The sequence below is a fragment of the Streptomyces sp. NPDC020875 genome, from assembly GCF_040641415.1.
Classification (GTDB): Bacteria; Actinomycetota; Actinomycetes; order Streptomycetales; family Streptomycetaceae; genus Streptomyces.
On the sequence record NZ_JBFADP010000013.1, the window covers coordinates 117,746 to 139,207 of the forward strand.

Annotated in this window: 13 protein-coding genes; 4 read left to right on the forward strand and 9 right to left on the reverse strand. The window is 71.0% G+C overall.

Annotated features, from left to right (window positions below; translation table 11 throughout):
- Positions 1–151: 151 nt before the first annotated feature.
- A complete protein-coding gene (locus AB0G74_RS10070) occupies positions 152–1,345 on the reverse strand; it encodes a glycosyltransferase (RefSeq protein WP_361142795.1) in 1,194 nt (397 codons plus the stop codon).
- Positions 1,345–4,218, reverse strand: coding sequence for a CDP-glycerol glycerophosphotransferase family protein (locus tag AB0G74_RS10075; RefSeq protein WP_361142798.1), 2,874 nt, complete (start codon positions 4,216–4,218; stop codon positions 1,345–1,347). Before AB0G74_RS10075 ends, AB0G74_RS10070 begins: the two co-directional genes overlap by 1 nt.
- A 751-nt stretch (positions 4,219–4,969) precedes the next feature.
- Here AB0G74_RS10075 and AB0G74_RS10080 point away from each other — a divergent pair.
- A complete protein-coding gene (locus AB0G74_RS10080; RefSeq protein ID WP_361142800.1) occupies positions 4,970–6,211 on the forward strand; it encodes an NAD(P)/FAD-dependent oxidoreductase in 1,242 nt (413 codons plus the stop codon).
- A 275-nt stretch (positions 6,212–6,486) separates the two neighbouring features.
- Positions 6,487–7,518 carry a phosphotransferase gene (locus AB0G74_RS10085; protein ID WP_361142802.1) on the forward strand — a complete coding sequence of 344 codons (1,032 nt, stop codon included), beginning with the start codon at positions 6,487–6,489 and terminating at the stop codon, positions 7,516–7,518.
- A 133-nt stretch (positions 7,519–7,651) separates the two neighbouring features.
- Here the strand turns inward: AB0G74_RS10085 and AB0G74_RS10090 are convergent, their stop codons facing one another.
- Positions 7,652–9,979 (reverse strand): excinuclease ABC subunit UvrA, encoded by a 2,328-nt coding sequence (locus AB0G74_RS10090; protein WP_361142805.1) that lies wholly within the window; start codon positions 9,977–9,979, stop codon positions 7,652–7,654.
- 291 nt (positions 9,980–10,270) lie between these two features.
- Between AB0G74_RS10090 and AB0G74_RS10095 the strand changes: the two genes are divergently transcribed.
- Together AB0G74_RS10095 and AB0G74_RS10100 are read left to right on the forward strand one after the other, a co-directional pair.
- Positions 10,271–13,099: a hypothetical protein gene (locus AB0G74_RS10095; RefSeq protein ID WP_361142808.1), complete on the forward strand. Its 2,829-nt coding sequence runs from the start codon at positions 10,271–10,273 to the stop codon at positions 13,097–13,099.
- On the forward strand, positions 13,096–17,235 hold the full coding sequence (locus AB0G74_RS10100; RefSeq protein WP_361142811.1) for a hypothetical protein: 4,140 nt from the start codon (positions 13,096–13,098) through the stop codon (positions 17,233–17,235). The genes AB0G74_RS10095 and AB0G74_RS10100 overlap by 4 nt, the downstream gene beginning before the upstream one ends.
- A 50-nt stretch (positions 17,236–17,285) precedes the next feature.
- On the opposite strand, the gene AB0G74_RS10105 is transcribed toward AB0G74_RS10100, so the two are convergent.
- From AB0G74_RS10105 to AB0G74_RS10130, 6 genes are all read right to left on the reverse strand, one after another.
- On the reverse strand, positions 17,286–18,041 hold the full coding sequence (locus tag AB0G74_RS10105; protein ID WP_361142814.1) for a S8 family serine peptidase: 756 nt from the start codon (positions 18,039–18,041) through the stop codon (positions 17,286–17,288).
- Between the two features lie 85 nt (positions 18,042–18,126).
- Complete coding sequence (locus AB0G74_RS10110; RefSeq protein ID WP_361142817.1) at positions 18,127–18,453, reverse strand: hypothetical protein; 327 nt, start codon at positions 18,451–18,453, stop codon at positions 18,127–18,129.
- Positions 18,454–18,484: 31 nt separating this feature from the next.
- The gene (locus AB0G74_RS10115) at positions 18,485–19,351 is read right to left on the reverse strand and encodes a hypothetical protein (protein WP_361142820.1); all 867 of its coding nucleotides are present in this window, start codon (positions 19,349–19,351) and stop codon (positions 18,485–18,487) included.
- A 37-nt stretch (positions 19,352–19,388) separates the two neighbouring features.
- Positions 19,389–19,604, reverse strand: a complete 216-nt coding sequence (locus tag AB0G74_RS10120) for a hypothetical protein (protein WP_361142823.1) — start codon at positions 19,602–19,604, stop codon at positions 19,389–19,391.
- 111 nt (positions 19,605–19,715) lie between these two features.
- Positions 19,716–20,075, reverse strand: coding sequence for a hypothetical protein (locus tag AB0G74_RS10125; RefSeq protein WP_361142825.1), 360 nt, complete (start codon positions 20,073–20,075; stop codon positions 19,716–19,718).
- A 235-nt stretch (positions 20,076–20,310) separates the two neighbouring features.
- Complete coding sequence (locus AB0G74_RS10130) at positions 20,311–21,042, reverse strand: DUF4097 family beta strand repeat-containing protein (protein WP_361142828.1); 732 nt, start codon at positions 21,040–21,042, stop codon at positions 20,311–20,313.
- Positions 21,043–21,462 lie beyond the last annotated feature (420 nt).

Here is a 21,462-nt window from a genome sequence, read left to right on the forward strand (position 1 = left end):
TGACCGGGGATTTCATCGACCCCCCGGAAAGCGCAAGAGGACCCAACCCGCCATGGTCATCGCCGCTCCGGACCCGTACGGCGTCCGACGGCACAGGACCGCCCCCGTTCCGGACCCGGAACGGGGGCGGCAATACGCCAAAGACGGTGGATCAACGCTCCAGCAGGGCGAAGAGCCGCTCCCACCGGTCCAGGATCCGCTCCGTCGAGTAGCGCTGTACGTTGCGCCGGGCCCGCTCGCCCATGGCGTCCCGCAGCTCCTCGTCCGCGAGCAGCCGCCGTAGCCCGTCGGCGAGCCGTTCGGGATTCCCAGGCGGTGCGAGCAGTCCGTCCTCGCCGTCCGTGATGATCTCCCGGACCCCGGGCGCCACATCGAAGGCGACACAGGGCACACCGCTCGCCATGGCTTCCATCGGCGCCAGCGGGAACCCCTCGCCGCGTGAGCTGAGGACGAAGACGGAGCTGTCCCGCAGCGCCCCGGCGACATCGTCGGTACGGCCCATCCATGCCACGGAGTCCGTGACGCCGAGCGCCGCCGCCTGGGCGTGCAGGGCGGCCTCCTCCTCGCCGGTGCCGTAGATCCGCAGGGTCCACTCGGGGTGGTGCGGGGCGACCCGGGCCCAGGTCTCCAGCAGCAGATCGACGCCCTTCTCCTCGTGCAGCCTGCCGATGCTGACGACATTGCGCGCGGTCCTCGGCGACGGCGCGTCGGGGAAGAACGGCAGCGGGTTGGGGATGAAGCCGACATGGTCCAGCCGCTGCCGGATCCAGAGGTCGGCGTCCTCCCGGGTGAGGGCGAGCATCCGGTCCGCGTCGGCGTAGAAGCGCTTGACCCGCTGGAACCGGGACGACTTGCGGCAGGTCTCGTACGACTCGTGGCTCATCCCGATCACCCGGACCCCGGTGAGATCGGCGAGGGCCACCCATTCCATCGCCCAGACCTGGGCGACGATCACCACGGCGCCCGGCCGGGCCTCGCGGAAGAGCCGGGTCAGTTCTGCGGCCCGCCGCCGCATCCCGGCCCGGTGCGCGGCCCGGCGCCGCCGCTCCACCAGGTCGAGCCTGCCCCGGACGCCGCGGACCGGCTTCAGGGCCGGTGGGTGGGCGTCGTAGAGCGTCGTCGTCCGGTACGGCGGGGCCGCGCCCAGATCGCGGCGGCGGCCCTCGGGTGCCGGGGTGATACCGATCCGGTGCACCCGGTGGCCCCGGTCGTGGAACAGTCCGGCGATCTGATGGGACCAGTTGGTGATCCCGCCCAGCTCGTCCACGCTGTTGGTGACGATGAAGACGTCCCGGGCCCCGGCGTCCCCGCCGGCCGGTGTCGTGGTCGTGGTGTGTTCGGTCATCACTGCCTCCACTCGGCGAAGAACCGGTCGACGACGGTCCGGGCGGCGTCCCCCCGGTCGTACTCGCCGTAGCGGGCCCGGAACCGTTCCCGGTCCTCCTCGTATCCGTCGCCCGCCGCGAGGTCCAGCGCCTCGACCGCCGCGAAGAACTCGTCCTCGGTACGGATGAAGGGGCCGGGCGCCACCTCGGGCAGGTCGAAGTACGTGCCGCGGCTCCCGCCCGCGTACTCCTCGTAGTCGTAGCCGAAGAAGAGCATCGGCCGGTCCAGCAGGGCGTAGTCGAAGAGCACCGACGAGTAGTCCGTGACCAGGGCGTCCGCCAGGGTCAGCAGCGGGGTGACGTCATGGCGGGCGGAGACGTCGATCACCCGGCCCGCGACCGTCGGCGGCAGCACCACGTGGTTGAGGTAGTGCGAGCGGATCAGCAGGACGTACCGGTCACCGAACTCCGCCGCGAACCGCTCCACGTCGAACGGCGGCTCGAACCGGTCGGCTCCCCGGCCGGTCCGGCGGAACGTGGGCGCGTACAGCAGGACGTCACGGTCCGCCGGGATCCCCAGCTCGGCGGCGAGCGGCCCGCGATCGAGCCGCCGTTCCCGGGGCCCCTCCCGTTCCGCCTCCCGTTCCTGTTCGCGGGCCGCGACGAGGGCGTCGTTGCGGGGGTATCCCACCCGCAGCAGCGTCTCGGGCCGGAGCCGGAACGCCCGTGCCAGGGTGTCCACATCGTGCTCGGAGCGGATCAGGAAGTGGTCGAAGCGGTTCAGCGCCTCCTGCTGGGCCTCCCGCCCGGCCCGGGGCATCGCCTTCTGTTCGGGCAGGTCGAAACCCATCCGCTTGAGCGCCGAGCCGTGCCAGGTCTGGATGTACGTGGTCTCCGGCCGTTTGGTCAGCCGGTGCGGAAAGCTCTGGTTGTCGATCCAGAACTCGGCCCGTGCCAGGGCCTTGAGATAGGGCAGCGACCACCGGCGGACCGGGGTGGCGTCGGCGGGAAACTCCCCGGGGCTGCCCCGGTACGACCAGACGGCCTCGAACCGGAGGCCCTGGCGGCGCATCTCCTCGTAGATCGCGCGCGGGCCGTCGCTGTACTGCCGGCCGAGATGGGACTCGAAGACGACGGTCCGCCCGCGGACCGGCAGTCGGCTGTACACGTCGTGGTAGACCCGGAGTTTGGTCTCGCCCGATGTGACGGTGTTCCGTACCGACCTGGCCTTGCGGTAACCGGCCTTCGCCAGGGCGCCGGGGCGGCCGTGGAGGCGGCCGAGTACGAGATCGTGCATCCGGGCGTTCTGCCGCCCCCGGGTGACCAGCCGGAACGCCAGATGGCCCTTGGCGCTGGTGTGGGCCTCGACATGGTCGCCGACGGCCCGGGTGAGCCGGGGCCTGACCCGTAGTTCCCCGTCCGAGAGGGGGATATCGCCGACGGTGAGCCGGGTGGTGGTCCGGACCCCGGCCGCGTCGAGCCGCAGCCGTACGTCCCAGACCGTGTCCACGAGCCCCAGCGGTCGCAGCCGGGCCGACAGATCGGCCTCGGTCTCCCAGTGGACCGTATCGCCGTCGTGGCGGAGCGAGCGGACGGGGAAGGCGAAGGACCGGAGGCTGCGGCGCCGGGCGCTGAGGACCAGTTCGGCGGAGAGCGGGGCGTCGGCCGCGATCACCCCGAGGGGGTTGGTGATCCGGCCGCCGAGCCGGAGGGCGGTACCGGTGACCTCGAAGTCGGTGAGCCGGTTGCGCAGGAACATCTTGTCCAGCGGCCGGGTGTGGTAGCCGAGGTCGGTCACGTCCAGCACCTCACGGCCGAGCGGGTCGTCGAGATGGTCGGCGCACCAGTAGATCCGGCCGTCCCGTTCGGCGAGCGGGGTGGAGATCTTCTCCCGGTGGATCAGGGTGTCCACGGCGGGGATCAGGTTCTCCCAGTCGTCCCGCTGGAGCAGATAGGCGCAGACGGCCTGGGCCGGTGCCACCCGGCCGTAGGCGGACCGGTCCACTCCGGCGAGGTATTCGCGGGAGAGCCGGGCGAATTCACGGCGATAGGCGTCGTCCCGGAACGGGAGATCCCGCAGATGGAGTACGAGATCGTGCTTCAGGAACTTGACGTCCTTGGCGCGCCTGAGCGCATCGAGCCCCCGCTGTTCGAGCAGGGCGTCGATCCGGCGGTGGATCTCCAGCCGATGCCGGTAATTCATCATGTCGTGGCGGCTGTTGGTGACCGAACTCCGGGCCGCCTTCTCGTACACATGCCAGAAATAGACCTGATTGGGGATCAGGGTGATTCGGCGCGCGGCGAGATATGCCTCGGCGATGAACTGGAGATCCTCGTAGAACATGCCCTTGGGGAACCGCAGCGCGTTCTCGATCAGGAAGTCGCGGCGGTAGCACTTGTTCGTGGAGAGGGTGTCCCAGACGAACAGGTCGGGCAGTTCGGTGACGGACTCCAGGGTGCGGGTGGCCGAGTAGAGCCAGGGGTACCACTCGTCGCGCTTCTGGTTCCTGGTGTCCTTGTGCAGCCGGACGCAGAGCCCGGAGACGATGTCGGACCCCGTCTCATCGGCGGCCTCCAGCAGATTGCGGCAGGCGTCCCGTTCCAGTACGTCATCGCTGTCCAGGAACATCACATAGCGTCCGGCGGCCTCCCGGATCCCGGCGTTCCGCGGTTCGCCTCCGGCGCCGCTGTTCTCCGGCAGCCGGATCGCGCGGATCCGGTCCGGATACTCCGCGGCCAGCTCTCTCGCCGCTTCGTAGGAATGATCGGTGCTGTGGTCGTCCACGATCACGATCTCGATACCGCGCAAAGTCTGGTCCAGTACGGACCTGACAGCGGTGGGCAGTCTTTCGGCGTCGTTGTAGACGATGACGACCACGGATACTTCCGGCACGACGTTCTCAATCCTCTCCCCGATGAAACTGGTTCGGCAGAGTCTTGGATGGCCGGGTCGGGCATTCGGTTGCGCGTGATAGGTGTATTCAATCCGGCCGATACCGAAGCGGAGCATTCCGCTTGTTTCTCGGTGTCGATATCCATCCTGTTCCATGCGACATTTGAAGTCTTTGTGAAGGGAAAGCGGAACGCATCCTTCCTGGATCTTCGATGCGGTGATCACGATGGGCGGGCCGCTCCGTCGCCGGTTCGGCGCCGGCGTGGCGGCCGTGGCGGAGGGGTGGGTGCGTGCCGTGCCCCCGTACCCCTGCCGGACGGATGCGGTGCGATGGCGCGGTGCATTCGCCGATGACTTTCCGCGTGTTTCCCGTCACAGAATCCATTGATCGGGAACCCGGGGAAAGTGTGGCCCCTCCATCCGTCGGGCGATGATTTTCCTGTGTTCCCCGTCATGGCGATTGTGTCTCAGCTGTGGCAGTGGCCCGAGCCTTACCGGGGTGACATGTCATGGGAAATGCGGGCAAAGTGGGCGGGTTTCATGCCATGTCTTCCGTAAATCCGATTGCGGAGCAAGGCATTCAGATATCTCTGATCTGTCACCGAATTGTGCGCTCTCGGTCAACTCTTGACCTTTTGCGGCCAATGCTCCTAGCCTCATTGGTAATACCGCGTGCCCTACGGGGATTCAGGCCGCGGTGATCAGGCGTGGTTTGCCTTAAGGGAACCCATTCCGATCCAGGGGGAATATCGTGTACGACGTAATTGTTGTCGGCGCGCGCTGCGCCGGCTCGCCGGTGGCGATGCTGCTGGCCAGGCGGGGACACCGGGTACTCGTGGTCGACCGGGCCACATTCCCGAGCGACGCCGTCTCCACCCACTACCTCCACCAGGCGGGGCTCCGCAAACTCAAGGAGTGGGGGCTGCTCGACGAGATCATCGACGCCGGGACCCCGCCGCAGCGCAAGATGCACTTCGCCTACCGGGGCATCCGCCTCGAAGGCTTCGCCGAGCCGGTCGACGGCATCGACGCCGTGTACTGCCCGCGCCGGTACGTGCTCGACGAGATCCTCGTCAACGCCGCACGACGGGCCGGTGCCGAGGTCCTCGAAGGCTTCACCATGAGCGATCTGATCTTCTCCGGCGACCGGGTCACCGGCATCCGGGGACGCCGGGGCGACGGCCCCGAGCGGGAGTTCCGGGCCACCGTCGTGGTCGGCGCCGACGGCTTCAACTCCACCGTCGCCAAGAAGACCGGGGCCGAGCAGTACAACGTCAGGCCCGCGTCCGGGTTCGTCTACTACGCGTACTACCGGGGCCTCGACTGGGGCCTGCACCACAAGACCGGCTTCAACGAGAACTGGTTCGGCACCTGGCCCACCAACGACGGACTGAACATGCTCTCCGTCATCTCCACCCGGCGCCGGTTCAAGGAGTTCCGGCAGGACGTCGAGGCGGGCTTCCTGACCGTCTTCGACGACGTCGACCCGGAGCTGGGCGAACAGCTTCGCGATCAGGGCAGGCGCGAAGGGTCGTTCAGGGCCATGCGCTACCCGGACAACTACTACCGGCGCGCCCACGGCCCCGGCTGGGCCCTCATCGGCGACGCCGGATACCACAAGGACCCCTACACCGGCTGGGGCATCTCGGACGCCTTCATCCACGGCCAGCTCCTGGCCGACCGGCTCCATCAGGGCCTGGCCGGGGAGCGGCTGATGGACGACGCGCTCGCCGAATACAACAAGGTCCGCGACGAGGAGAGCGCGGGCGTCTACGAGTTCACCACCGCCCTCGCCCGGCTGACCGAACCGCCGCCGTTCTTCCGCGCCACGATGGAGGCGGCGAGCCGGAGCCGGGTGTGGACGGAGAAGATGCTCGGGGTGATCGGCGGTGTCGTCCCGGAGTACGAGATCTACGGGCGCGACGCCCTGGAACGGCTCTACGAGGACACCGGGGTGCCGCCGGAGCGGCGGATCTACGACCCGGCCGGGTGACCCGGCGGGCTCACCCGGCCTGACGCGTACGGCGCGGCCGGGAACCCGTACGCGTAGGCCGCGTACGGCGCGGCCGGGAACCCGTACGCGTGGCCGTGTACGGGTTCCGTCGCCGCACACCGCCGGGAACTCGCCGTGAGTACCGGGTCGTCGAGCCTCGGCGCACCCCTCGACCGCGCGCCCCGTCCGGCATCACCCGCCCGGACGGGGCGCGCTCGTCCAGGGGTGGAAAAACGGTTGCGGGGCTCGCGAGGCGCCGGTGATGGTGGCTTCCGATGATGCCACTGACAGAAATAAGTGAACTTGCCCGTCATGTCGACGACGAGTGGCGATCGCCCGTCGCCGACACCGTCGCCGCCCGCTGGGGTTTCGAACCCGGCGCCGCCCGCTGGTGGCGGTCCAGCGCCACCCATGTCTTCGCCGTCCCCGACCACCCCGAGCCGGACGCGGAGACCTATCTCCGCTTCGTCCCCGAGCGGTATTCCGCGTACGAACGCTTCGAGACCGTCGCCCGGCTGATGCGGACCCTGCGCGAGCGGGGGCTCGCGATCGTCCCCGTACTCCCGTCCGTGGACGGGCGGCTGGTGGAGCGGGTGGAGACCCCGCTCGGCGCCATGCGCGCCATGTGCATCGGGGAGGCGCCCGGTGACGAGGTCGAACTGGAGGAGCTGACCGTCGCGCGGGCGCGGGCCTGGGGCGGCCTGCTCGCCCGGACCCATGAGGCGGCGGCCGATCTGACGGACGGCCTCGACCGGCCCCTCGACGGAATCGCGGCGGTCGCCGACCTCTACCCGGACGACGCCGAACTGGGCGCCGCCGTGGCGAAGGTGGCCGCGCGGCTTACGGAGCTGCCGCGTGATCCGGCCGCGTACGGCGTCGTCCACGGCGACTTCGAACTGGACAACCTGGCCTGGGACGGGGACACCCCCGTCGCCTTCGACTTCGACGAGGCCGCCCTGTCCTGGTACGCGGCCGATGTCGCCCATGCGATCCGGGACCTCACCGACCACGGCCGGCCCTGCCCGGCGCACGCCGAGTCGCTGACCGCGTTCCTCGCCGGATACCGGGAAGTCCGGCCGCTGCCCTGCGCGGAACCGGCCGAGCTGCTGCTCCTCGCGGGCGCCAACGCCGCGCGCAGTCTGATCGAGCTGCGTCCCGTGCTCGCCACCCTCGACGAGGGCAAGCCGGACGACCTCGACCGGCTCCGGGCCGATCTGCTGGAACACCGCGACGAGCAGCGCGCCGTCGTCATCGCCGCCGCGACCTCGCTGCCGGGGTCCGGCGACACGGAGCTTCCGTCGCCGTAGGGCGATATGGGTGCCGCCTCATGTAGGCGGTGGCTTGCCGCGCGGTTCCTCGCGCCCCCGGGGCCCGTGCGGCCCCGTGACGGCCGAGTCGCCGCTCCCCACCCAGCCGGGGAACGGCGACTCGGCCGGTGCGTCAGGCGCCGGTGTACTCCGCGAGGTGGCGGGCCGTGAGCGTGTCGCCGGAGGCGATCAGGTCGCGGGGGGTGCCGGTGAAGACGACCTGGCCGCCGTCGTGGCCGCCGCCGGGGCCGATGTCGATGATCCAGTCCGCGTGGGCCATGACCGCGAGGTGGTGCTCGATCACGATGACCGAGTTCCCCGTCTCGACCAGCCGGTCCAGCAGGGCCAGCAGCTTGTCCACATCCGCCAGGTGCAGACCGGTCGTCGGCTCGTCCAGGATGTACGTGGACGACTTCTCGGCCATGCTGATCGCCAGCTTCAGCCGCTGCCGCTCACCGCCGGAGAGCGTATTGAGCGGCTGCCCCAGCCGGATGTAGCCGAGGCCGACGTCGTTCAGACGGCCGAGCAGGGTGTGGGCCTGGCCGGTGGGGAAGAAGTCGTACGCTTCCGCGATCGGCATCGACAGCACATCGCTGATGTTCTTGCCGCGCAGGGTGTAGCCGAGGACCTCGGGGGTGTAGCGCTTGCCTTCGCACTGCTCGCAGACCGAGGCGACCCCGGCCATCATCGCCAGATCCGTGTAGACCAGGCCGACGCCGTTGCAGCCGGGGCAGGCGCCCTCAGAGTTGGCGCTGAACAGGGCCGCCTTGACGCCGTTGGCCTTGGCGAACGCGGTCCGGATCGGGTTCAGCAGACCGGTGTACGTCGCCGGGTTCGAGCGGCGGGAGCCCCGGATCGGGGACTGGTCGGCGACCACGACGCCTTCGCGGTCCGCGAGATAGCCGTGGATCAGGCTGCTCTTTCCGGAGCCCGCGACGCCGGTGACCACGGTCAGCACCCCGAGGGGCACGTCCACCGAGACGTTCTTCAGGTTGTGCAGGGTGGCGTTCTCGACCGACAGCTTTCCGGTGTGCGGGCGGACCGTGTCGCGCAGGGCCGCCCGGTGGCCCAGATGGCGCCCGGTGAGGGTGCCGGAGGCACGGAGTCCGGCGACATCGCCCGCGTAGCCGATCTCACCGCCGTTGGTGCCCGCACCCGGACCGAGGTCGACCACATGGTCGGCGATCGCGATGACCTCGGGCTTGTGCTCGACCACCAGGACCGTGTTGCCCTTGTCGCGCAGGAGGAGCAGCAGCCCGTTCATCCGCTGGATGTCGTGCGGATGGAGGCCGGTCGTCGGCTCGTCGAAGACATAGGTGACATCGGTCAGCGGCGAACCGAGATGGCGGACCATTTTCACCCGCTGCGCCTCGCCGCCGGAGAGGGAGCCGGAGGTGCGGTCCAGGCTGAGATAGCCGAGACCGATCTCGACCAGGGAGTCCAGCAGCCCGCCGAGGCTCGCCAGCAGCGGCGCCACGGACGGGGCGTCCAGCTTGCCGACCCAGGCGGCCAGGTCGGAGATCTGGAGTCCGGCGCACTCGGCGATGTTGAGGCCGTTGATCCGGCAGTCCAGGGCGGCCCGGTTGAGCCGGGCGCCGTTGCACTCGGGGCAGTCGCGGAAGACGACGGCCCGGTCCACGAAGGCCCGGATATGGCTCTGCATCGCCTCCCGGTCCTTGGCGAGATACGTCCGCTTGATCCGGGTGACGAGACCCTCGTACGTCATCGTGCTGGTGTCGATCTTCACCTTGGTGACCGGCTTGTGGAGCAGGTCGAACAGCTCGGTCTCGGTGAAGTCGCCGACCTTCTTGTCCGGGTCGTAGAAGCCGGACGAGGCCATCACCCGCCACGACCAGGAGTCGACCGGGAAGCCGGGGACGACGATGGCGCCCTCGTTGAGGGACTTCGAGCGGTCCACGACCTGGTCCGGGTCGATGTCCGAAACCCGGCCTATGCCCTCGCACTCGGGGCACATGCCCTCGGCGTTGTTGAAGCCGAAGAAGTGGGAGGGGCCGACATGGGGTTCGCCGAGGCGGCTGAAGACGATCCGCAGCATGGTGTAGGCATCGGTCGCGGTACCGACGGTGGAGCGCGAGTTGGCGCCCATCCGCTCCTGGTCCACCACGATCGCGGCGCTGAGATTGCGCAGCGCGTCCACATCGGGGCGGCCCACGGCGGGCATGAAGGACTGGATGAAGCTGGTGTACGTCTCGTTGATCAGCCGCTGAGACTCGGCCGCGATCGTCCCGAAGACCAGGGACGACTTACCGGATCCGGAGACTCCGGTGAAGACGGTGAGCCGGCGCTTGGGGATGTCGACGGAGACGTCGCGGAGGTTGTTCTCCCGGGCGCCCCGGACCTCGATGACATGGTGGCTGTCGGCGGGCGCGACCTCGCCGGGGCGACCGGTTCCGGCGGGGCCCGTGCTCTGCTGGTGAATCGTGCCATCGGCGGCGGACATGCTGGTTCTCTCCTCCGTGCCCGGTGAGCGGCCGGGTGGCCGGCCGCTCGGCGAAACGCACACTCTACCTGGACTGGATACACCGTACGCAGATGATCACCGGTGATATTCGGCCACCGGTCCGGGTGGGATGCGGGTCGATGGTTGACGGAGCACATACCGGTCGGTCAACTCTCCGCTGGCAGGCCCCCGGTGAGAGTGAAATACTGGCAAAAGGGGTGTATCGCCCGGCAGGGGTTCCACAGATCACGGGAGCTGGTGCCGATGTGCGCCGCGGCCTCGGGGACGCCCATGGACGGGACCACCGTCACCTTCCTCCGCCGCGAGGACATGCTCGTCCTGGACTTCACCTTCGCCAACATCTCCCGCTCGGGACCGGCGGGCGCCGTGGTACTCGCCCCCACCACGCCCGGCAGCCCGGGAACGATCACCGCCCACTTCCCGCCCCAGTCCGTACTGGAGCAGGCCACGCCCCCGGCGGAGGCGTCGACCGCCACCAAACGCGTGCGCTACGCGGGCGAGAGCACCGTCGCCCTGAGCGTCCCGCCGGGCACCACCATCCCCTTCACCGCGGACGGGCTGCTCTCGTGGGCCGCGCTGCGGGCCGTGCAGTCGGGCACCGTACTCGAATGCGTCTGGGGCCTCTTCTTCGGCCCCGCCTCCGCCGACTTCTGCTGGCGGCACGTCACCGCCCCCGTCACCGGCGGCTCCGGCGCCACCGGCATCTGGCACACCAGGATCGCCCCCGCCTCCGCCCCCGACCCCTACGAGGGCGGTCCGGTCGGTCTGCGGAGCGTCACCGCGCCCCGGACCTCGCAGCCCTTCACCAGTTCCCTCGACACGACAGCACGCCAGCAGATCCACCATGTCTCCGCCGCCCGGCCGGTCACCGCCACCGGGCTCGTCCTCACCGCCCTCGGCGCCACTGCCGACCTCAACGGGAACTGGACGGACCTGGCGGGATACGGCATCACGCAGTACCGCCACCGGTCGGCCGGCGGCCGGGACATCGTCGTCCGGGTCGACCAGCGCGGCTTCCTGTTCCCGTTCGGCTTCCCCGTCCAGATCTCCACCCGCACCGAGCGCCGCCTCGACTACGGACTGATCCGGACCATCAGTCTGACCGTACTGAGCCCCGAGATCACCTACGAGGGCGTCGCCGCCCTCCCCAACGCCGGACGCGCCTTCCCGTTCGTCCGGGTCCGGATCGACCGGCCGCGCGACACCGAGATCTACCAGGGCCCGTCCCTCGCCGGGATCGGCTACTGGATCAACGCCCCCGGCGGATCGGGGCAGCGGCTCCTCTTCGACCTCAGCGCCGAGGACCGGCTCGGCCACCGGGTCGACTTCACCGCGCCCCTCGTCTACGTCCACGGCACCGACACCGCCTACGACATTCCCGACACCGTCCTGCGGCAGTACGAGACCCTCGCCGAAGGCATCCGGCTCCCCGCCACCGGCCGCCTCGAACTCGCCCGCGACGACTCCACGACCGAGGAGCGGACCACCGTCGACGTCGACGGGCTGTGGATCGGCGCCGAACCGTCCGCCGCCGACCCCGGCCTGCTCAAGGCCGCCGGACGGATGGGCGCCCACCCCCGGCTGATCACCGTCGGGGCCCGGATCCCGGCCCTGGACGCCCTCGCGCGCCCCACGCCCGCGACGGTGAGCGCCGCCGTACCGCCCGCGGTGCCGCCCGTCGTCACCGGTGCCGTCCAGAAGATCAAGCTGTACGAGAAGTACGTCACCGACGGCCTCGCCGCCGCCAAGCAGGTCTACGCGTCCCTGCCGAAGGCCGCCGACTTCACCCCACCGCCCGCCGCCTCCGGAGCCGTAGCGGCCCTCGGACTGCCGGTCGGCGGACTCTCCGCCGCCACCGGACTCGTCGGCGGGGATCTGGCCACGGTCGCCGCCGGCACATTCGACCCGCAGAAGTTCTTCACACCCCCCGCCGTCCCCGGCGGACTGCCCACCACCCGGCTGCTCGGCGTGATCGATCTGACCAAGCTGGTCGCCCGCGGGCCCATCACCGCGGGCGACGGCACCAGCACCCCCAAGATCGTCACCACCGTGCTGCACGAACAGGGCGACCTCAAGCCGCCCACCGGGGTCAGAACCGAACTGAACTGGCGGCCGAAGATCGAGGTCGGCACCTTCGGCGTACTGAAGACCACCCGGGCGGACAGCCTCTCCATCACCTCCACCAGCCTCGCCCGGTTCGACGGCTCCCCGGTCACCGCCGAAGTCCGCGGCGAACTGAGGGACTTCGAACTGGACTTCGCGGAGATCCTGACCATCCGGTTCCGGCGGATGGCCTTCACCGCCAAGGCGGGCACCACCCCCGACCTCGACATCAAGATCGGCGGCGTCGGCTTCGCCGGAGACCTCCAGTTCCTCGACAAGCTCCGCGAATATCTGCCGTCACCGCCCAACGGACTCCGGGTCAAGGCGGACACCACGGGGATCGAGATCGGCTACGGCCTCGCCGTACCGACCGTGGGCGCCGGAGTGTTCCTGCTCCAGAACCTGACCCTCGGCGTCGGCGTACGCCTCCCCTTCGACGGCAAACCCGTCCGCACCACCTTCGACGTCTCCAGCCGCGACCACCCCTTCCTCGTCACCGTCTCCCTCCTCGGCGGCGGCGGATTCCTCTCCCTCACCGTGGAATCCGGCGAGGTCACCGGCCTGGAGGCGCAGTTGCAGTTCGGCGCCGCCGCCGCCCTCGACCTGGGCGTCGCCAGCGGCTCCGTCTCCATCACCGCCGGGGTGTATCTGAAGCTGGACCACGGCAAGAGCCTGCTGGAGGGCTTTCTGCGGGCCATCGGCTCCCTCGACGTCCTCGGCATCATCAGCGTCTCCGTGGAGTTCTATCTCTCCCTGCGGACGGTCGACGTCCCCAAGGACCCCGCGAATCCCCACGGCCCGCAGCGCAAGGACATCATCGGCAGCGCCGTCGTGACCGTCCGGGTCCGGGTCGCCTTCTTCTCCCAGTCCGTCAGCCTCCCCATGGAGCGCCGGTTCGGCGGCGGCGGCGACCCCTCCTACGCCGACGCCTTCCCCACCCAGAACGGGTGGAGCAGACGATGCGCGGCCTTCGACACCATGGAGAACGCGACATGATCAAGGAGACCGTGATCTGGACCCTGCTCCCCGACCCGGCGGCACCCCAAAGCCCCCCGGGGACGGTCCAGCTGACCCTGATCCTCAGCATCCGGCTCTCGAACGACGAGGGCAGCCCACCGGGCACCGCCGTCCTCCCCCTCTCCCGCTACACCGATATCGCCGACTTCCCCCACCTCGACTACGAACCCTTCAGAGTGATCGTCAAGAAGAAGAACGGCGCCTCCACCACCCCCACCGCGACCTTCGTCGACACCCCGCCGCAGACCGCGCTCTGGCGGGCCCTCTTCCCCGGATCGCTGATCGTCCAGCCCTTCGTCTTCGCCGACCAGGTCGTCACCGCACCCATCGAGTCGTACCCCGCCCGCCGGCTGTCCGGGGCACTCTCCGACGTCTACGCCCACTTCCTGGCAGACGCCGTCCGAGGCACGCGGTCCGGCGAGGAACGACACGGAGGCACCGACGGCGAGGCGTGGGAGACGATCGACCGGCTCGTACGGCGCGTCGGCGCGCCCGGCCCGGCGGACCCCGGCAACTCGGAGCTCCGCCGTGAACTGCTCCGGACCGGCGCCGTCCCCGACGACGACCCGCGCGACGCCGAAGGCTGGTCCCGGCTCGCCGACTTCCACCGGCCCATCACCCCCACGGCCCGCCAACGGGCCGCGACCGGCCCCGGCACACCGAACCCGAACGAATTCCACGCCCTGCTCGCCGCCCTCGCCGACCACCCGGTACTGATGGCCCCGCTCGGACTCGTCCGCCGGCTCACCATCCAGATCCCGCCGGACTTCGACGAACGCGACCCCGTCACCATCCAGGCCAACCCGGACCAGACCGTCTTCTTCCAGAACTACCGGCCCAGGACCCTGTGCACGGCCCGGGGCGGCCGGATCACCCTGGCCCGCCCCGACGGCGGCTCCGGCGCCCTCCACCTGCCGCTGAACGACACCACCGTCTACACCCCGGTCGACGTCGACCTCGACGCGGGCGGACTCGCCCTCCAGAACTACGCCCGCGCCCTGGAGTCCCTGCCCCGCGACGAACCGCCGCCGGAGATCAGGCCCCCCGCCCTGCGCTCCGGCGGCATCTTCGTCGCCGAGGCCGACCGGCAGGTCACGTTCCAGAACATCCTCGCGGTCCTCGCCGATATCGACGAAGACCTCAAGCACAACGGCGAGGGCGACGCCAAGACCCTGAACGCGGCCACCGTCCAGCAGGGCATCCGGGTCGACGTCCACGACGCGGGCTCCAACCGCTGGTACCCCCTCTGCCGCCGCCGGGGCCAGTACACCGTCACCGGCTACGGCAATGTGCCCGTCGACGACGAGGGCGCCGTCACCGACGCCCTCAGCCGGGGCGAGGACGCGCACGGCACGGAGCTGGTCAAGCTCACCCAGGCCGTCCTGCGCTGGGACAACTGGAGCCTGACCGCCGAACCCCGGGGCCGGTCCGTCGGTCTGCACGGTGAGATCACCGACCCCGGACCCGCGACGAACCCCGCCCTGCCGTTCACCGTCGCCACCGACTGCCCCGACGGCACCCTGCCGTCCCTCCGCTTCGGCCGCACCTACCGCTTCCGGGCCCGCCTGGTCGACCTCGCGGGCCGCAGCACCCCCTTCACCCGGGCCCCGGTGGCGGGCGAACCCGCCACCGTCCCGCTGACGTTCTCCCGCTACGACCCCGTACCCGCACCCGTCATGGTGCTGCGGCGGCCCGTCACCGCGGGCGAGTCACCCGCCGACCTCGTGGTCCGTACCGACAACTCCGATCCCGCCGCCCCGGTCGCCGGAGCCACCTGCGAACGGCATCTGCTGGCGCCGAAGACCTCCGTGGAACTGGCCGAACGCCACGGCGTCCTCGATCTCACCGGCGAACACCGGACCGATCAGGCCGTCCACTCCCTGCTCACCCGGTACGACGGCGGAAAGATCACCGGCACCCCGGACCCGGGCGCGGGCGGCAGCCCGTACCTCGACACCGACACCGTCGCCCTGCCGTGGCTGCCCGACCCGATCAGCCGGGGCACGGCCCTGCGCGGCGTACCCGGCACCCCCGAACTGCTCACCCGCTGGCCCGCCGGGGGCACCGGCTGGTACCAGCGGCTGCCGATCCGGCTGGTCGTCGAGGCCGGGCCGATGAACAGCACGCAGTCGACGGCGGTCTACGACGCCGCCGCCCGGGCGATCCGGGTCCGGCTCCACCCCGCCGCGTCCTTCCCGGGCGTCCTCGGCTCCCTGCTCGACCCCGGCGACGAGGCCCTCCTCGGCCAGTGGCGCTGGTACACGGACCGGGTCCGGGCGGCCTCGGACCCGAACGACGGCCCGGCGGGGCCCGGCGCGGCGGGGGAGACGTACCGTACGGGCGGATCCGCCGAGGCGCCGTACCCCGGCCCCGGCGAGGGCGCGGAATCCGAGGTCCACGAACTGCTCGCCGCCACCGGCGGACCGGAGTCCTTCGGCGCCCCCGGGAGCAGCGAGCCGGACGACTCCATCGGCCCCGTGTCCGACGCGGAGGCCGACAGCGACCTCCGGGCCGCGCTCGACGGACGGCTCGGCCAGCTCACCCCCACGACCGGGCTGACCTTCGTCCACGCGGTCCGCTGCCCCGTCACCCCGCCGACCTTCACCGGCCCCCGGATCGGGCGGGTGCCCGGAGAGACGGTCTACGTACTCGACGAGCCCGCCACGGCCGTCCACGGCCCGTCGACCCTCAGCATGTACACCGAAGCCACCTGGACCGAGTACAACGACCTCACCGGTACCGGACTCGTCACCTCCCCGGGGCGGATCGTGCTCCGGCCCGAGACCGACGCCCTCGGCTCCCCCGAAGGCCCCACCCTCACCAAGGCGCCGTTCCGCAGCCGCCACGACCCCGGGGACACCCGGCACCGGCTGATCCGGTACACCCCCGCGGGCACCTCGCGGTTCGTGCCGTACTTCGCCGAGCGGCGTACTGTCACGCTGCACGGCACCGCCGCCGCCGACGTCTCCGCCCGGGGGTTCGTCCCGGGCACCGTCGCCGTCCGGCAGGCCGTCACCCCGCTGCTCGACGACGGGACACCGGCTGCGCCCGGGACCGGGTACAGCGTCGACACCGATGTGGTCGTGAACGACCCGCGCGGCACGATCGCCCGGAAGCCGGACGGGAAAATCCCGGACGGGACGCCGGTCGAGGTCTCGTACGTCGCGCCCCCGGTCGTCCGGGCCGGTCCGCAGGTCTCCCTGCACGTACCGTCGACCGTCCGGCCCCCCGCGCCCGACGTGCACTCCCTCGTACCCGCGTTCGGCTGGCAGCGGACCACCTCCGGCAACTCGACCACCAGCATCCGCAACGAGGGGACCGTACGGGTCCACCTCCGGCGGCCCTGGTACCTCTCCGGCGAAGGCGAACTCCTCGGCGTACGCGTCGTGGACGAGTCCACGACCGGCTATGTCGACCCGGAGACCCAGAAGTGGGCCACGACCTGGGGCCGCGACCCGATCCGCGATCCGGGGGCCGCGGCGACCATGGCGTATCCCCGGCCGTCGAACCTGGACCCGCGCGCCGTCGACGTCGGGCTCGCCCGGGGGCACGCGCTCGGCTTCCCGGTCGACTACGACCAGGGGCGGCGGCTCTGGTACGCCGACGTCCGGTTCCTCGGGAACGACCTCTACCAGCCCTTCGTCCATCTGATGGTGGTCCGGCTCCAGCCCGACTCGCTCACCGCCCCCGACGACCTGCGGGCCTCCACCGTGGTCGACGCCGGATGGATCCAGGTACCGGCCTACCGGCGCGCCAAGGTCGATGTCACCGGCACCGCCGAGAACTCACCGGTCAAGGTCACGGTGGTCGCGCCCGCGCCGCCACCCGGACAGGACGGGCTGACCTCGGAGTTCACGGCCGTCATCCAGTTCCGCAGTACGACGCTCACCGACGACGTCGGCTGGCTGACCCTCGACACGGCCCCGCCCGTAGCGATGGTCCGCGACGCCATCGGCGGACCGGTCGGGATGTGGCGGCAGACCCTGAAGCTGCCCGCGGCTCTCGGAGTGCGGCCGATGCGGGTCGTGATCCGGGAGTACGACGTCCTGGCCGACAGCCCGGAGCCGGGGCGGACCAGCCGCCGGATCTCCTACCTCGACACGATCCCCCTGTGAACTGTGAGCCGTGAGCCGTGAGCCGTGAATTGTGGGCCTCGGCGTCGGGGCTATGCGAGGGCGGCGCGCAGTACGCCGTACGCGTACCCCGGGTCGAGCGGCGGCGGGACCACGGACGTCCGGGCGCCCGGGGGCCGGACGCGGGTGATCGCGTACCGCACCGCCCCGGCCGACGCGGCAGGGAAGAGTGACCACAGCAGGGCCACCGCGCCGGTGACCGCGGGCGCGGCGGCGCTCGACCCGGTGAGCCCGCCGGGGAGTACGGGCGCGGACAGACCGCTGCGGCCGATCGCCCGGCCCAGGGTCGACGTCGGCAGCGGGCGGCCCCGGGCGCCGAGCGCGACCACCGGGATCACCCAGGGGTGACGGACCAGGGGCGAGCCGCCGAGCCTGCCGTCGTTGCCCGCCGCCGCGACCACCACGGCCCCGCGCCGGGCGGCCTCGTCGACGGCTGCCAGCAGCCGCCGGATCCCGGGCCCGGACGCGTCGGTACGGCCCCCGGTGAGCGGCCCGAGCGCCAGGCTGATGTTCACCACCCGGGCCCCGGCGGCCGTGATCTCGTCGAGCGCGGCGGCCAGTTCGGCGGGTGACGCGGGCGGCGTGTCCACACCGGCGACCGGGCGGACGAGAAACGTACAGCCCGGACAGAGACCCGGGACGGCGGCGGTGGGCCGGGCCGCGAGCGCGGCCACGACCAGCGTGCCGTGCCACACCCCGGGCGCGGGGGAGGGGTCGGTGGTGCCGACGAACCGGACCGGCTGGAGTGCCAGACCGGGATGGGCGAGGTCGACCGTGCCGTCGATCACCCCCACCACGACACCCGGACGCCCGGCCGTACGCGCACCCGGCGCGTCCGGCCGGACCGGCCCCCGGGGCGCCGCCGTCACCGGGTCACGGGCAGGTCGGCTTGACCACGCGGGGCGGTGCGTAGCTCGTCGTACCGTCGCACTCCTTGCAGACGGTCACGGCCACGGTCGCCCCGTCCTCGTTGCAGCGCCGCTCGTCATGACAGGTCGGCTGGCACGGCGGGCGGAGACAGTCGTCGATACAGGCCGGCTGGCACCGCTGTCGACAGCTCGCGGGGTCGTACTTCCCCGCGCACTGCGACGAGCAGATCTGCCGGCACTCGTCCCGGCACGTCCCGTAGGAGACCTGGGCGGGGAAAACGCCGTATCCGCCGTCGAGGACGGCCGCACCGGTGAAACCCGGGAGGTTCATGATGGTCACCCCTTCCCAGGGGTTCGGCTGTTCAGAGGCTCGGCCCGAGGCGGGTCAGCAGATAGGGATTCATATGGCGGGTGGCGACCTGGACCGCGTACCGCTCGGTGATACCGGTCTTGCGACCGGTGTACGAGACGACGAAGTTCATCACGCCCTGGTCGCCGCCGACGGCCGCCGGGCCCACCTCGACCGAGGTCAGCGCGTAGTCGGCGGCGAATGCCTCGAAGGTCTTGTGATAGACGGCCTCGTACCGGCAGGCGATGAAGTTCGCCGCGCGGTCCGGGCCGGTGGCGCCCGCGTTCTCGGTGATCTGGAGGATCTTGGTCAGTACCGCGTCGGCCGTGGCCCGGAAACGCTTGCCCGACATGCCCTCCGGCTTCTCGATCGCCCGGACCAGGGTCGGGCGGTCGAACGAGTAGAGCTGGTAGAACTCCACGACGGGGAGCGCCGGACCGCAGCAGGACCCCGTGGGCGCGGGGACCCGTACCCCGATCACCACATCGAGATCGAGCGGTGACGGCTGGGGCCGCAGGGCGTCGATCAGTTTGCGGTAGTCCTCGGGGAAGCGGGGGACGACGGTATAGGTCTCCACGCCCTGGATGATCAGGACGAATTGCATCTGGCGGGCCAGATAACGGTTCTCGGCGCGGCCGATGACCTCGCGGAGTACCTGATCGTCCGTCATTCCACCGGTCTCCGAACCGCCGACGACCTGGGCGAACTCCTTGTGGACACCGGGGTCCGGGAATCGGCAGGCGATCCGGCCGAGGGCGAAGACATAGGAGTCCTCGTCGGGCCGCTCGTACCCCTCGGGATGTCGCTGGTATCCCTCCGGGTCCGGGGGCGGGGCGACCGCCTCCGGTACGTCCCCCGGCAGAACGGCTTCATCGCTCATGACTGGCTCCCGGTGTCCCGTCGGCCGGCCGCGTGCCTCAGCGGCGGCGCCCGGAGAAGGTGACCCATTGGTTCATCCGCCGGGCCCGGCGGGCACAACCACCGCACGGGCGGACCCCGACGGCGCTCGTCGCCCGGCTCACCAGGTCGCCGAGCCCGATCTCGTCCTCGTGGACGAATCCGGGGAGACGGATGTCGTGGCGCGCCCGCCCCTCGCCCTCGCGCATCCGGTGATCGTCACGCTCCCGGCCCATGTCCGGTGCTCCTGACGTCGAACCCCCTGTCACTCCTCATTCTCCGCCGCGTGGCAACGCCCCGCATCCGGGAGGGGAGGCGGGGCGTCGCGCGGTCCGTTCGCCGGTACGTCAGGGGACGTAGCCGACGAAGTCGAACGAGTAGTACTTGGTGTTCGGGTCGTACCACGAGTAGCCCGGGTCGAGATAGGCGTCGGGGTAGCCCTCGCACACCGACGAGCTCTTGTAGAGCCAGAGTCTCTTCGTGGTGTGGTTGTAGCCCTTCACCGCGCCGTCCGGCATCGGATAGCAGAAGTACGTGTCCGGGTTGGGATGCGTGTACTCCCGGTCGTCCTCGTCGTAGTGCAGGACGTAGCAGGGCACACCCGTGGTGCAGGTGGTCACGGCCTGTGCCGTACCGGCCAGACCAGGGACACCCAGGGCCAGACCGAGGGCCGCCGCGATGGTGAATGCCGCCTTACGGTGCCACATGACAGAACTCCTCTCACCGGAATCCCCCGCCATGCCTCGGCCAGGATGGCACCCGGCACCCCCGGACGCGCTCGCCGGAAGCTGTGACCGGCCGGTCACCCGACCGCCCGGAAGCCGTACGGGGGCGGGGCCGGACCGCCCGGCGCGGCGGCTCGCCGGTGTCGGCCAGGGGAGTGACCGGCGCGAGGAGCGGCCGGAGCCCGGTGGTCAGGAGCGGGTCGTCAGGACCGGGCCGTCAGGAGTCCCGGAGCATGATGTCCCCGTCCTTCGACGTCAGCTTGATCTTGTGGCGCGCGGCCGGGTCATGGGCGATGTCGACGTTCTTGTCGCCGCCGTCGGAAGCGACGGCCACCTGGTAGCGCGCCTTCGCGACCCGCATATTGATCCGCCCGCCGTCGGTCGTCACCGTCACACTCGCCGGAGTGCGGACCGTCATATGGACCGTCCCGTCGCCCGCGGTCGCGGTGACCCGGTTGCCCGCGATGTTCCGGCCGGTGATCCGGCCCTTCGAGGTCTTCACCTCGACCGCGCCCTTCACCCCGTTCAGCTCGATCCGGCCCGACTTCGTCGTCACCTTCACCGCGCCCACCCGGGACAGCTTCACCGAGCCCTTGTTCAGCTCACCCCGGACCGGGATGCCCTCGGGGACCTCGACGTCGTACTCGACCGAACAGTCCTTGCCGCAGCCGCCGAGCACCAGAACGCCGTTCTCGATCCGGTGCGTGGGCTTCTTCGGACGGTCGTCCCGGTACTCCACCCGGCGCTCCAGAGTGAGGCTCCGGGTGCCCGACATCCCCTTGACCGTGACGTCACCACCGCCGTTCTCCAGCAGGACGGAGGTGATCCGCCCCGAGATGGCGCTGTTGTCGTCGAAGGAGTCCCCGTTCAGCCCGCACCCCGAGGCCCCGGCCGCCACGAGCCCGGCCACCGCGACCGCCCCGAGCCGACGGAGTTGCCGACGACGCATGTACGCCCCCTGATTCCAGTGCAGTGACCTCAACAGGCCCGTGCCCACGGTGTGTTCACCACCGCGGGCCCGTGCCCCTCGACGCTACCGTGCCGGGCGGCCGCGGACCATGGGGCGCAGGTCGGGGGACCCCAGCGCCTTGGCCCTCCGGGTTGCCGTCTACTACCCGGGCCGCGCCCAGCCGCCTGATGTTGTTCGCGGTCCGCACCCCGCCCGTGGCCGTTCGCGCAGTTCCCCGCGCCCCTTAACGCTCTCCCCAGCACCGCCCCTGAAAAGGGACACCCCCGCCCGGGAAGAGGGGCCCGCCTCTTCCGGGGGCGGTCAGGAGGAGCAACCAGGGGCGCGGGGAACTGCGCGAACAGCCACGACGGTCCGCAGGCCGCGAACAACATCAGGCTGTCGGGCGCGGCCCGGGGTTGT

What these genes read in the sequence shown, in the direction of transcription:
- AB0G74_RS10070 (WP_361142795.1), bottom strand. Translation starts at nt 1,345, where the DNA reads ATGACCGAACACACCACGACCACGACACCGGCCGGCGGGGACGCCGGG.
- AB0G74_RS10085 (WP_361142802.1), top strand. Translation starts at nt 6,487, where the DNA reads ATGATGCCACTGACAGAAATAAGTGAACTTGCCCGTCATGTCGACGAC.
- AB0G74_RS10090 (WP_361142805.1), bottom strand. Translation starts at nt 9,979, where the DNA reads ATGTCCGCCGCCGATGGCACGATTCACCAGCAGAGCACGGGCCCCGCC.
- AB0G74_RS10095 (WP_361142808.1), top strand. Translation starts at nt 10,271, where the DNA reads ATGGACGGGACCACCGTCACCTTCCTCCGCCGCGAGGACATGCTCGTC.
- AB0G74_RS10100 (WP_361142811.1), top strand. Translation starts at nt 13,096, where the DNA reads ATGATCAAGGAGACCGTGATCTGGACCCTGCTCCCCGACCCGGCGGCA.
- AB0G74_RS10110 (WP_361142817.1), bottom strand. Translation starts at nt 18,453, where the DNA reads ATGAACCTCCCGGGTTTCACCGGTGCGGCCGTCCTCGACGGCGGATAC.
- AB0G74_RS10115 (WP_361142820.1), bottom strand. Translation starts at nt 19,351, where the DNA reads ATGAGCGATGAAGCCGTTCTGCCGGGGGACGTACCGGAGGCGGTCGCC.
- AB0G74_RS10120 (WP_361142823.1), bottom strand. Translation starts at nt 19,604, where the DNA reads ATGGGCCGGGAGCGTGACGATCACCGGATGCGCGAGGGCGAGGGGCGG.
- AB0G74_RS10125 (WP_361142825.1), bottom strand. Translation starts at nt 20,075, where the DNA reads ATGTGGCACCGTAAGGCGGCATTCACCATCGCGGCGGCCCTCGGTCTG.
- AB0G74_RS10130 (WP_361142828.1), bottom strand. Translation starts at nt 21,042, where the DNA reads ATGCGTCGTCGGCAACTCCGTCGGCTCGGGGCGGTCGCGGTGGCCGGG.